The organism is Streptomyces sp. NPDC042100 (assembly GCF_055582325.1).
The window spans coordinates 69,169-82,319 of sequence record NZ_JBVJDK010000003.1; the positions used below are offsets into that span (position 1 = coordinate 69,169).

The following is a 13,151-nucleotide window of genomic DNA, read 5'->3' on the forward strand; positions in this document are numbered from 1 at the left end:
CGCGGTCCGGGGACCCCGGGCCGCCCGGGGACCCCGGGCCCGGGGGAGCCCGGGCGGGGTCAGCGCCCCGCCCGGCCCACCGCGTCTCCGGCGGCCCCCGCGCCCCCCGTCGCCCACGCCGACAGCACCGCCCCGATCGCCGCGACCGGGGCGGGATCGAGCATCTCGTAGTGCCCGCACGGCACGTCCACGGCGGTCAGCCGCCCGCCGCCGTACGCCCGCCAGGCCGCCGGGTCCGCGCCCGCCAAGTCGTCGGCCGAGGCCCGGAAGTGCAGCACGTCCACCCCGCGCGTCCGCGCCGGCGGCGTCCGCAGCGCGTCGACCGCCGACCGCACCGCGAGCCGCGCGCCCTCCACGACCCGCTCCCCGAGCAGCGCGAGCTGCTCCGGCGGCGTCCCGTCGGCCGCGAACCCGGCGGAGCCGGCCACGTGCCGGTGGGTCTCCTCCCAGTCCGGCAGGCCCTCCCCGGGCGCCGGATACGAGTCGAGCAGGGCCACGAACTCCACCGCCCGCCCCGCCTCCGCCAGCTCCGCCGCCACCGCGAACGCGAGGGTCCCGCCCACCGACCAGCCCAGCAGCCGGTACGGCCCCTCGGGCTGCGTCTCCACGATCCGCCGCACGTACTCCCGCACCAGCTCCCCGGGCTTGCCCGCGCCGCCCTCCGGCGCGCCCAGGCTCGGCGCCTGGAGCCCGTACAGCGGCACCTCCGGGTGCAGATGCGGCAGCAGCCGCGCGTACGGCCAGGCCAGGCCGCTCGCCGCGTGCACCGCGAACAGCGGCCGCAGCCGCCCGCCGGAGCGCAGCGGCAGCAGCACGTCCAGGCCCGGGCCGCCGCCCTCGCCGTCCAGCCGGCCCGTCCGGCGGGCCAGCGCCGCCGGGGTCGGCGCCTCGAACAGGGCCCGCACCGTCAGCTCCGTGCCCAGCACCGCCCGCACCCGGCTGACCAGCCGCGTCGCCAGCAGCGAGTCCCCGCCCAGGTCGAAGAAGCCGTCGTCGGGACCGACCCGCTCCACCCCCAGGACCTCGGCGAACAGCGCGCACAGCGGCTCCTCGTGGGCGTGCGCCGCCTCGCGTCGCACCGACGCCCCGTACGCGGGGGCGGGCAGCGCCCCCCGGTCCAGCTTGCCGTTCGGCATCAGCGGCAGCCGCTCCAGCGGCACCACGGCCGACGGCACCATGTGGTCCGGCACCATGTGGCGCAGCGCCCGCCGCAACCCCGCCCCGTCCAGCGGCGCGGCGCCCGCCCCGCCCGGCACCGCGTAGGCGACCAGCCTGCGGTCGCCCGGCCGGTCCTCCCGCACCACCGCGACCGCCTGGGCCACGCCCTCCTGCCGCAGCAGCGCCGCCTCCACGTCGCCCAGCTCGATCCGGAAGCCCCGCACCTTCACCTGGCCGTCGAAGCGCCCCAGGTACTCCAGCTCCCCGTCCGCCCGCCACCGCACCCGGTCGCCCGTCCGGTACATCCGGCCGCCGGGCTCCCCGAACGGACAGGCCACGAAGCGCTCCGAGGTCAGCGCGGCCCGGTGCAGATAGCCGCGGGTCACCCCCGCCCCCGCGATGTACAGCTCGCCCGGCCGCCCCACCGGCACCGGCCGGAGCCACGGATCGAGCACGTACACCCGGGCGTTGGGCACCGGCCGGCCGATCGGCGGGTCGCCCGCCGCGTCCCCGGCCCGCCCGCGCCACCACGTCGAGTACGTGGTCGCCTCGGTGGGCCCGTAGATGTTGGTCACCGCGCAGCCGGGCACCCGCTCCCACAGGTCGCGCAGCAGCCCGCCCGGCACCGCCTCGCCGCCGAGTACCACGTGCCGGGCCGCCACCTCGAAGGAGCCGCCCGCCACCATGCTCGCCACCGCCGACGGCACGCCGCTCACCAGGCTGCCCTCCCAGCCGCCCCGGTCCAGCAGCGCGAACAGGTCGTCCACCAGCTCCAGGCGCCCGCCGAGCGCCAGCGTCGTCACGATCTCGAAGACCGACACGTCGAAGCTGAGCGAGGTGGACGCCAGCACCCGCGCCATCCCCTCGGCGCCGAAGTGGTCCGCCACGGTCGCCGTGAAGTTGACGGCGTTCCCGTGCTCGACCACCACACCCTTGGGCACCCCGGTGGTGCCCGAGGTGTAGATGACGTACGCGGGATGCGCGGGGAGCAGCGGTTCCGGCCGCTCCGCGTCCGTGACGTCCCCGTCCGGCCGTTCCGCGATCCGCCGCGCCACCGCCGGATCGTCCAGGACCAGCGCCGCGGTGCCCTCCGGCAGCACCTCCCGGGTCGCCTCCGTGACCACCGCGAGGCGCGGCCGGGCGTCGCCCAGCATCCGCGCCACCCGGTCCGCCGGATAGCGCACGTCGACCGGCACGTAGGCGGCGCCCGCCTTCAGCACGGCCAGCAGCGCCACGACCATGTCGGCCGTCCTCGGCAGCGCGAGCGCCACCAGGGTCTCCGGCCCCGCCCCCTCGGCCAGCAGCACCCGCGCCAGCCGGTTCGCCCGCCGGTTGAGCTCGCCGTGGCCGAGGACCAGCTCCCCGTGGACGAGCGCGGGCCGCTCCGGGTCCGCCGCCGCCCGCGCCCCGATCAGCTCGGGCAGCGTCGCCGGGGCCACCGGCCGGGCGGTGGCGTTCCACTCCTCCAGGAGCCTGCGCCGCTCCCCGTCCGGCAGCGACGGCAGGGCACCGACGCGCAGGTTGGGGTCCTCGGCGACGGCCTCCAGGATCCGCGCCAGCAGGTCGGCGATCCCCTCCACCGCCGCCCGGTCCAGCACGTCGGGCCGGAAGTCGAGCCGCAGGCCCAGCTCCTCGGCCGGGGTGCAGATCAGCGAGAGCGGATAGTGGGTGGCGTCGAAGCCCGACACGTCCACCAGCAGGGCCTCGCCGAGCCGCCGCCGCCCCGCGCCCGCCGGATAGTTGTCGAGCACGGCCGTGGTGTCGAACAACGCCCCGAACCCGGCCTGCCGCTGGATCTCCGTCAGCCCCAGGTGATGGTGGTCCAGCAGGTCCACCTGCTCGTCCTGGACCCGTTCGAGCACGTCGAGCAGCGAGTCCCCGGGCTCCGCCCGCACCCGCGCCGGGACGGTGTTGATGAGCAGCCCGACCATCGTGTCGACCCCGTCGACGTCGGCGGCCCGCCCCGACACCGTCAGCCCGAACAGCACGTCGCCCCGCCCGGTCAGCTCCCGCAGCACCAGCCCCCACGCCACCTGCGTCACCGTGCCGAGGGTGACCCCGGCCTCCCGCGCCCGCTCGGCCAGCGCGGCCGTCCGCGCGGGCGGCAGCGTCCGCAGCACCCGCTCCGGCACCACCGTGCCCGCGCCCGGCGCGCGCGGCGCCACCAGCGTCGGCCCGTCGATCCCCGCCAGCGCCCCGGCCCACGCCTCCAGCGACCACTCCGGGTCCGTCGCGTCGAGCCACTCCAGATAGGAGGTGTACGCGGGCGCGGGCGGCAGCTCCGCGCCGCCGGGCCCCGCCTCGTACAGCGCGAACAGCTCGTCGAGCAGGATCGACGTGGACCAGCCGTCCAGGATGATGTGATGGTTCGTCAGCACGAACCGCCAGCGGGTGCCGCCCAGCCGGATCAGCAGGAAGCGGATCAGCGGCGGCCGGGCGGTGTCGAAGCGCCGCCGCCGCTCCTCGTCCAGCAGCCGCGCGGCCTCGGCCCGCCGCGCCTCGGGCGCGGTCCCGGTCAGGTCCGCCGTCCGCCACTCGACCCCGACCCCGGACGCGACGAACCGTACGGGGGCCCCCGAGGCGTCCGTGCGGAAGCCCGACCGCAGGCTGTCGTGCCGGTCCTGGAGCGCCTGGCAGACCCCGCGCAGCCGCTCGGGGTCGAGCGGCCCCACGAACTCCAGCGCGAGCTGGATCGTGTAGACGTCCTGGCCCTCCGCGTCGAACGCGGTGTGGAAGAACAGGCCCTGCTGGAGCGGCGCGGGCCGCGACACCGGCCCGTCGTCCCGCCCCGTGAAGTGCCCCGTGCCGGTCCCCTCGGCCCGCCCCGGGGAGGGCTGGGGGCCGTGCTCGTCGGTGCGGTCCAGTGCGGTCACGCCGTCTCTCCCGGTTCGCCGGTGGAAGTGGTCAGGGTCTCCAGGGCCTCGAACCAGGCGTCGGCCAGCGCCGCCACCCGCGCCCGGTCCAGCAGCCTCTCCGGATACGCCCAGGTGACATGGAGCTCGGGCCGGCCCGCGCGCTCGTGCGCGACCGCCGACAGCTCCAGCAGGTGCGTCAGGGGCAGCTCCGGATCGCCGCCGCTGGACACCGCGCCCGCCTCCGGCGCCGGCCCCCAGTCGCCCCCGTCCGGCCGGCCGAACCGGCCCAGGTAGTTGAAGAGGAGCTGCGCCCGGGGCCGCGCCGCGAGCACGGGCCCCGCCTCCGGATGCAGATGGCGCAGCAGCCCGTGCCCGAGCCCCTTGTCGGGCAGGGCACCGAGCCGCGCCGCCACCGCCCGCACGGCCTCCTCGGGAGTCTCCGGGCGGCCCGCGAGCCGCACGGGGAACATGCTGGTGAACCAGCCCACGGTCGCCGACAGGTCGAGTCCCTCGGCGATCTCCTCGCGGCCGTGCCCCTCCACGTCCACCAGGAACGGAGCCCCCGCGTCCGGGCCGCCCGCCGCCGCGCGCCAGCGCCCGGCGGCCGCGCTCAGCGCGCCGAGCAGCACCGCGTCCACGCCCGCCCCGAGCCGCGCGGGCACCCGCGTGAGCAGCGCCTCCGTCCGGTCGGCCGGGAGCACCCGGGTCACCGTCCGCTTGACGCCCTCCACGTCCCGGCCGGGCACCAGACCCGCGCCGGGCACAAGCGCCCCGACCCCCTCGGACTGGCCCAGCCAGAGCGGGAGTTCCGACGCCCGCGCGAGCGCCTCGCGGGCCAGCCGGCGGCCCCAGTCCGCGAACGAGACCGGAACGGCGTCCCCCGCCGCCGCGCGCGGTGCCACGCCCGAGGCCAGGTCCTCCAGCAGGATCCGCCAGGACACGCCGTCCACGACGAGGTGGTTGACCATCAGGAGCAGCCGCCCGGCGCGGCCGGGACCCGCGTCCCACCACACCGCCTGGACCATCCGCCCCTCCTCCGGCGCCAGCCGCCGCCGGGCCGCTTCCGCCTCGGCCCGCACCCGCTCCTCGGCCACCCCGCCGTCCGCCCCGGGCGCGTCGATCACCCGCAGGCACCCGGCCGCCCCGACCGCGCCGCGCGGCAGCGCCTCCAGACGCCACGCGGGCTCGCGGGCCAGCCGGACGCGGAGCGCCTCGTGCCGGTCGAGCAGGGCCTGGAGCAGCTCCCGCAGCCGCGCGCCGGACAGCCCGGCCGGGGTCCGGACCAGCACCGACTGATGGAACCCGGCGACCGGGCCGCCCCGCTCCCGCTGCCAGTGCAGGATCGGCGTCAGCGGCACCTCGCCGCCCGCCGCCTCCGGGACCGCCGGAGCCTGGGACGCGGCCGGGACCGCCGGGGCCTGGGACGCCTCCGGGACCGCCGGGGCCTGGGACGCGGCCGGGACCGCCGGGGCCTGGGACGCGGCCGGGGCCGCCTTCGCGGGCCTGACCTTGGCGTGCCGGGCCAGCTCGGCGACCGTCCGGTACCGGAACACGTCCCGGGTGGAGAGCCCCAGGCCCCTCGAACGGGCCCGGGACACCAGCCGGATCGACACGATGCTGTCGCCGCCGAGCGCGAAGAAGTCGTCCTCCACGCCCACCGACGGCAGCCCGAGGACGGCGGCGACCAGCTCGCACAGCAGCCGCTCGGCGTCGGTGGCGGGCTCCCGCCCCGCCCCGCCCGGCGCGGCGGGCGCCTGCGGGGCGGGCAGCGCGGCCCGGTCCAGCTTCCCGTTCGGTGTCAGCGGCAGCCCGCCGGGCAGCAGGACGAGGGCGGGGACCATGTACGCGGGCAGCGCGCTCCGCGCCAGGCCGTCGAGCTCGCGCACGAGCGCGTCGCCGTCGTCCCCCGCGCCCCCGCCGTCGGCTCCCGCTCCCGCTCCCGCACCGGCCCGCCGGCCGTACGCCCGCTCGGCCGCGCCATCCGCTCCCACCCCCTCGGCGGCGCCGTCCGTCGCGACCCGCGCGGGCACCGCGTACGCCACGAGCCGCCGTTCGCCCGGCCGGTCCTCGCGCACCACGACCGCGCTGCGGACGACCCGGGGGTGCCCGTCCAGGACCGCCTCGATCTCGCGCGGCTCGATCCGGAAGCCCCGAAGCTTCACCTGGTCGTCGCCGCGCCCCAGGAAGTCGAGCTCCCCGTCCGCCGTCCACCGCGCCAGGTCGCCGGTGCGGTACAGGCGCGCCCCCGGCGGCCCGAACGGGGCGGCGACGAACCGCTCGGCGGTCAGCCCCGGGCGCCCCAGATAGCCGCGGGCCACCCCGGCGCCGCCCAGGTACAGCTCGCCGGGAACCCCCACCGGCACCGGCCGCAGCGCCCGGTCCAGGACGTACACGCGGGTGTCGCCGAGCGGGGAGCCGAGCGGCGGGCGCGCGGCGTCGCGCGGGCCGAGGCGGGCCGCGAGGGACCAGATGGTCGTCTCGGTCGGCCCGTACACGTTGGTGACCTCCGCCGCCAGGCCGAGCAGACCGGCGGCCAGCGCGGGCGGCAGCGCCTCGCCGCCGACGAGGACCCGCAGCCCCCGCACCGCGTCCGGGACCTCCGCGACCAGCCCCGACCACAGCGAGGGTGTCGCCTGGACGGCGGTCACCCCGTGACGCCCGATCAGACGCCCCAGGGCACGCGGGTCGCGCACCTCGTCGGGCGAGGCGAGGACGACCGCCGCCCCCTCGACCAGCGGCAGCAGCAGCTCCAGGTGGGCGATGTCGAAGGCGACGGTCGTCACCGCGAGCAGCCGGTCGGCGGGGCCCAGCGGCAGCCGCTCCCGCACGGCGGCGAGCAGGTGCGCGAGGCTGCCGTGGCCGACCACCACGCCCTTCGGGCGGCCCGTCGAACCGGAGGTGTAGAGGACGTACGCGGCGCTGTCGGCGGCCCACTCGGCCATCGCACCCGCCGCCCCGGCGGCCGCGGCGTCGAGCCGGGGGTCGTCCGGGGTCAGCCAGTCCGGGGTGCCGAGGGCGTCGCGGGTGGCGGCGTCGGCGAGCACGAGCAGCGGCGCCGCCTCGGCCAGCACCGCCGCGACCCGGTCCCGGGGGTGGTGCGGATCGACCGGCAGGTAGGCGGCGCCCGCCCGGTGCACCGCCAGCAGCGCCACCAGCAGGTCGGGGGTGCGGTTCATCGCCACCGCGACCAGCGCCTCCGGACCGGCGCCGAGCCCCCGCAGCCGCACGGCCAGCCGCTCCACCCGGGCGTCCAGCTCCCCGTACGTGATCCGGCGCGCCCCGTGCAGCACCGCGGGCGCGTCCGGTGTCTCGGCGGCCCGCTCCCGGAACCGGCGCGGCACCGAGGGACCCGGCGGGACCGTGCCGGGCGCCGGGCCGCTCCACGGGCCGAGCACGGCGGACCGCTCGGCCGGGGACAGCGGGTCGAGCAGGCGTACGGGCAGGGCGGGACGGGCCGCCGCGTCGGCGAGGAACGCGGTGAACCAGCCGGCGAACCGCTCCGCCGTGCCGTGGTCGAAGATCTCCCGGGCGTAGACGAGGGTGCCGTCGAGGCCCCCGTCGGACTCGGCGAGGTCGAGCAGCAGGTCGAAGGGGACCCCGCGGTACCGGGCGTGGTCCAGCGCCTCCGCGCGCAGCCCGGGCAGCTCCACCGCGCCGCCCGCGTTGTTCTGGAGGCTCAGCATCACCTGGAACAGCGGGTGCCGGGCCGCCGACCGGGCCGGGGCGAGGGCCTCCACGACCTGCTCGAACGGCACGTCCTGGTGCTCCAGTGCCGCCAGCACCCCGGGCCGCACCCGGTCGAGCAGCGCGCCGAAGTCCGGGTCGCCGGAGACGTCGGTGCGCACCGCCACCGTGTTCACGAAGCAGCCGACCAGTTCGTCGAGCGCGCTGTCGGCGCGCCCCGCGACCGGGCTGCCGACCACGATGTCCGTCCCGGCGCCGAGCCGCCCCAGCAGCCCCGCCAGCGCCGCGTGCAGCACCATGAAGACGCTCGCCCCGTGCCGCCGGGCCAGCGAGGTCAGGCGGGAGTGGTCGGCGGGCGCCAGCCGGAAGGGCACCGTGCCCGTCTCCAGCGAGGCCACCGCCGGACGCGGCCGGTCCGTCGGCAGCGGCAGCTCCTCGGGCGCTCCCGCCAGCGCCGCCCTCCAGTGCGCGAGCTGCCGGGCGAACGGGCTGCCGGGGTCCCCGGGATCGCCCAGCGCAGCCCGCTGCCACAGCGTGAAGTCGGCGTACTGCAAAGGCAGTTCGGGCAGCTCCGGCGCCCGCCCCCGCAGCCGGGCGGTGTAGGCGGCGGAGAGGTCGCGCAGGAACGGGGCGGCGGACCAGCCGTCGAAGGCGATGTGGTGGACGGTGACCACGAGGACGTGCGACGCGGCCCCGCACACCAGCAGTTCGGCCCGCAGCGGCAGCTCCCGCGCCAGATCGAAGCCCGGCTCCGCCGCCCCGGCCACCGCCGCCCCGACGTCCCGCTCCGCCACCTCCCGCACCCGCAGCCCGAACCCGGCCCCGTCCCGCACCTCCTGGCGCGGGACGCCGTCGGTGGCCGGGAAGACCGTGCGCAGGCTCTCGTGCCGCGCCACCACGTCCCGCAGCGCCGCCTCCAGCGCCCCCGCGTCCAGCGCGCCCGTCAGCCGCAGGGCCGTCGTCACCGTCTGCGCGGCGGCGCCCTCCGCGAGCTCGCCCTGCAACCAGAAGCGCAACTGCGAGAACGACGGCGGCAGCACCTCCCCGCGCGGCCCCGGCCGCAGCGCGCCCCGGCCCGCCCCCGAGGCGCCGAACCGCGCCGCGAGACCGGCCGGTGTCGGCGACTCGAACACGGCCTGCGGCCCGATCCCCTCGTCCAGCGCCGCGCGCAGCCGGTTCACCAGCCGGACCGCGAGCAGCGAATGCCCGCCGAGCGCGAAGAAGTCGTCGTCCGCGCCGACCTCCGGCACCCCCAGCACCTCGGCGAACAGCCCGCACAGCAGCCGCTCGGCCTGTGTGGCGGGCGCCCGCGAACCGGCCCGCACGACGGGCGCGGGCAGCGCCGCCGCGTCCAGCTTGCCGTTGGGCGTCAGCGGCAGCCCGCCCGGCAGCACCACGACGGCGGGCACCATGTAGTCGGGCAGCGACCGGCGGGCGTGCTCCAGCAGCTCCGGCACCGGATCCTCCGCCGCCCCCGGGACCGGGACCACATAGGCCACCAGCGCGCGCTCCCCGGGCCGTTCCTCCCGTACGAGCACGGCGGCGCGGCCCACGGCCGGGTGGCGCTCCAGGACGGCCGCTACCTCGCCCGGCTCGATCCGGAAGCCCCGGATCTTCACCTGGTCGTCGGCGCGGGCGAGGAAGTCGAGTTCCCCGTCCGCAGTCCAGCGCACCACGTCGCCGGTCCGGTACATGCGCCCGCCGGGCGGACCGTACGGGTCGGCGACGAAGAGCCCCGCGGTGAGGTCCGGCCGCCCGAGGTAGCCGCGGGCCAGCCCGGCGCCCGCCAGGTACAGCTCGCCCGGCACCCCGGCGGGCACCGGCCGCAGTCGCCCGTCGAGCACGTACGCCCGGGTGTCCGCCATGGGCCGCCCGATCGGCGGCTTCCCGCCGTCCGCGTCCCGGGCCGGGTCCAGCCGCCGGAAGGCGGAGAACGTGGTGTTCTCCGTCGGCCCGTACACATGGGTGAGCGCCGTGCCGGGGAACGCGGTCAGCATCCGCCGCACCGCCCCCGCCGAGGGCTGCTCGCCGCCGGTCCAGACGTGCCCGAGCCGTCCGAGCAGCGGGTCGCCCTCCGCGACCAGCAGGTTGAACAGCGAGGTGGTGAGGAAGGCGCTCGTCGCCCCGCCCTCGGCCGCCGCCCGCGCCAGCGCCCCCGGGGACGCGTCGCCCGAGGGCACCACCACGACCGTGCCGCCGGACAGCAGCGGCACCCACAGCTCGTACGTCGAGGCGTCGAAGGAGTGCGGAGAGTGGGCCAGCACCCGCGCGTGTCCGCCGTCCGCCGCCCAGCAGGGGTCGCCGGCCAGCGCGAGGACGCTCCGGTGCGTCACCAGCACGCCCTTGGGGCGGCCGGTGGAGCCCGAGGTGTACATCACGTACGCGGCCCGGTCGGCGGCGCGGACGCCGAGCCCGGAATCCCCGGCGTCCGGCCCCGAGTCCGCCTCCCGTCCGGCGTCCTCGTCCGTGGCCTGCCCCGCGTGCCGCTCGGTGTCCTCCCCGGCGTCCTCGGTCAGCGGGAGCAGCGGGAGCAGCGGCAGGTCCAGCGCCGGGCCCGCCGGCGCCTCGGCGCGTCTTCGGGCCGCCGGGTCCGCGAGGAGCAGGTGGGGCCGGGCCTCGGCCAGGACCGCGCGCTGCCGCTCGTCCGGGTTGCGCGGGTCGAGGGGCAGGTAGGCGGCGCCCGTCCGCAGCACGGCGAGGAGGGCGACGACCAGCTCCGCCGAGCGCTCGGCGGCCACCGCGACCACCCGCTCCGGACCCGCGCCCGCCCGGCGCAGCCGGCGCGCCAGGCGCGCGGACCGGACGTCCAGCTCCCCGTACGTGAGCCGGGTCGCGCCGCACACCACCGCGAGGGCCTCGGGCTCGGCCGCCGCGCGCCGCCGGAACAGCTCCGGCACGGAGCCGGCCGGGAGCGCGGTCTCCACGCCCTGCCACTGCTCCAGCACCGTCCGCAGCTCGGCGGGGGAGAGGAGGTCCAGCGCGGCGACGGGCCGCTCGGGCGCGGCGACGGCCTGGGCGAGGAAGGCGGCGAAGCGGCGGGCCAGGCGTTCGGCGGTGGCGTGGTCGAAGAGGTCGCGGGCGTAGACCAGGGAGCCGCCGAGGCCGCCCCCATCGGTCTCGGTGAGGTCGAGCAGCAGGTCGAAGGCGACCGTCCGGTGCGGGACCGGGTCCAGCGGCCGGACGTCCAGACCGGGCAGGCGGAGGGCGGCGCCCGCGTTGTTCTGGAGGCTCAGCATCACCTGGAACAGCGGGTGCCGGGCCGCCGTCCGCGCCGGGTTGAGGGCCTCCACGACCTGCTCGAACGGCACGTCCTGGTGGTCGAGCGCGGCCAGCACACCCGCCCGGGCCCGCCCCACGAGCGCGTGGAAGTCGGGGTCGCCGGAGGTGTCGGTGCGCACGACGACGGTGTTGACGAAGCAGCCGGCCAGCTCGTCGAGGCCGACGTCGGCCCGCCCCGCGACCGGGCTGCCGACCAGGACGTCCGTCCCGGCGCCGAGCCGCCGCAGAAAGCCCGCGAGGGCCGCGTGCAGCACCATGAAGGTGCTGGCGCCGTGCCGCCGGGCGAGCCGGGACAGCTCGCCGAGGGACTCGGGCGGCAGGTGGAAGGGGACGCTGCCGGCCCGGTACGTGGCGGTGGCGGGCCGGGGCCGGTCGGCGGGCAGCGCCAGCTCGGCCGGGGCCCCGGCGAGCGCCCGGGTCCAGTGGGCCACCTGCTCGGCGAAGAGGCTGCCGGGCTCGTCGGGCGCGCCGAGCTCCTTGCGCTGCCAGAGGGTGAAGTCCGCGTACTGGAAGGGCAGTTCCTCCCATTCCGGGACCCGGCCGCCGGTCCGGGCGGTGTAGGCGCCCGCCAGGTCGCGCAGGAAGGGCGCGACGGACCAGCCGTCGAAGGCGATGTGGTGCACGGTGACCGCCAGCACATGGACCTCGGGTCCTTCCGGGGCGCCGACCGCGAGCAGGACGGCCCGCAGCGGGATCTCGTGCTCCAGGGCGAAGACGTGCCCGGCGGCCTCGGCCACGGCCGCCTCGACGTCCTCCTCCGCGACCCGCCGCACGGGCAGCTCCACCGGCGCGTCGGCCAGGACCCGCTGCCCCGGGACCCCGTCGGCGACCGGGAACACCGTCCGCAGGATCTCGTGCCGCGCCACCACGTCCCGCAGCGCCTCCCGCAGCGCCCCCGCGTCCAGCCGGCCCGTCAGGCGCAGCGCCATGGAGGCGTGCGGCGAGCCGCCCGCGCGGTCCATCTCTTCCTGGAACCAGAACCGCAGCTGCGAAAACGACAGAGGGATCACGGTGGTCTCGGCCTTTCAGCTCTCTCGGGTCTCTCGGGTCTCTCGGGAATCTCGGGTCTCTCGGGGATCTCGGCCGGTCGGCCGGTGGGCCGGTGGGCCGGTCAGCCGGCCGCGTACGAGGCGCGCAGCGCGTCCAGGTGGCGCAGCCCGTCCAGGACGGTCTCGGTGTCGATGCCGAAGTCGATGAGGCACGCGAGCTCGTCCACCCCGGCGGCGCGCAGCCGCTCGACCGTCCGCCGCGCGTCCGCCACCGTCCCGAACAGCCCCCGCTGCTCGAAGTACGCGTCGAAGGAGCGCGCGACGAGGAAGTCCAGGTCCTCCTCCTCCAGCGCGTCGAGGTCGAAGTCCGGGTCCAGGGAGCCGAACGAGCGGGTCAGCAGCTCGACGGAGCTCTTCAGATACGCGGACAGCGGCGCCTCGACCCGCGCGCGGACCTCGTCCCGGTCGGCGCCGAGGAAGGTGTGCAGCATCAGGACGACGTGCCCGTCCCAGCCGGCGTGCGTCTCCCGCGCCACCCGCCGGTACTCGGCGACCCGCGCGGCGAGCCCGTCCACGTCCTGGTGCAGCAGATGGGTGAGCACCCCGGCGCGCGCCACCGCCGCCGTGCGGAAGGTCTCCGGGTCCCCGGCGCTCGTCACCCACAGCGGCAGCTCCCGCTGCACGGGCGGCGGGAAGATCCGTACGCGCGCGGGGGCGCCGTTGCCGTCGACGACCTCGCACTCCTCCCCGCGCCACAGCGCGCGCAGCCGCCCGGCTGTCTCGGCCAGGGCCCGCTTGCGGTCCTCGTACGGGACGGTGCCCAGCGCGAAGTCCACCGGGTGCCAGCCGGAGGCGAGGGAGATCCCGGCGCGCCCGCCGGAGAGGTTGTCCACGACGGACCACTCCTCGGCGATCCGCAGCGGGTGGTGCAGCGGCGCGACGACGCTCCCGGCGCGCAGGGCGACCCGGCTCGTCACCATGGCCAGGGCGGCGCCCACCACGGACGGGTTCGGGTAGAGCCCGCCGAAGGGGTGGAAGTGCCGCTCGGGCGTCCACACGGCGCGGAACCCGTGCCGGTCGGCGAAGCGGGCGCCTTCCAGGAGCAGTTCGTAGCGTCCGGCGTCGCCGACCGGCGTGCTGTCGTCGGCGAAGTAGAAGAGGCTGAAGTCCATCGGGGATCCCTCGG

Annotated in this window: 3 protein-coding genes; all 3 read right to left on the reverse strand. The window is 77.9% G+C overall.

The annotated features are described in order from the left end of the window. Window positions 1-59 precede the first annotated feature (59 nt). The 3 genes from ACZ6J5_RS07765 to ACZ6J5_RS07775 all read right to left on the reverse strand — a co-directional run bounded on the left by ACZ6J5_RS07765 (window position 60) and on the right by ACZ6J5_RS07775 (window position 13,137). Window positions 60-4,031: an amino acid adenylation domain-containing protein gene (locus tag ACZ6J5_RS07765; RefSeq protein WP_469388804.1), complete on the reverse strand. Its 3,972-nt coding sequence runs from the start codon at window positions 4,029-4,031 to the stop codon at window positions 60-62. Further along, on the reverse strand, window positions 4,028-11,986 hold the full coding sequence (locus ACZ6J5_RS07770; protein ID WP_469388806.1) for an amino acid adenylation domain-containing protein: 7,959 nt from the start codon (window positions 11,984-11,986) through the stop codon (window positions 4,028-4,030). The genes ACZ6J5_RS07765 and ACZ6J5_RS07770 overlap by 4 nt, the downstream gene beginning before the upstream one ends. Window positions 11,987-12,087: 101 nt before the next feature. Beyond that, complete coding sequence (locus tag ACZ6J5_RS07775) at window positions 12,088-13,137, reverse strand: MupA/Atu3671 family FMN-dependent luciferase-like monooxygenase (protein WP_469388808.1); 1,050 nt, start codon at window positions 13,135-13,137, stop codon at window positions 12,088-12,090. Window positions 13,138-13,151: the final 14 nt, after the last annotated feature.

Excerpts from the sequence above, each read along its gene's own strand:
- ACZ6J5_RS07775 (WP_469388808.1), bottom strand. The coding sequence starts at position 13,137 with ATGGACTTCAGCCTCTTCTACTTCGCCGACGACAGCACGCCGGTCGGC.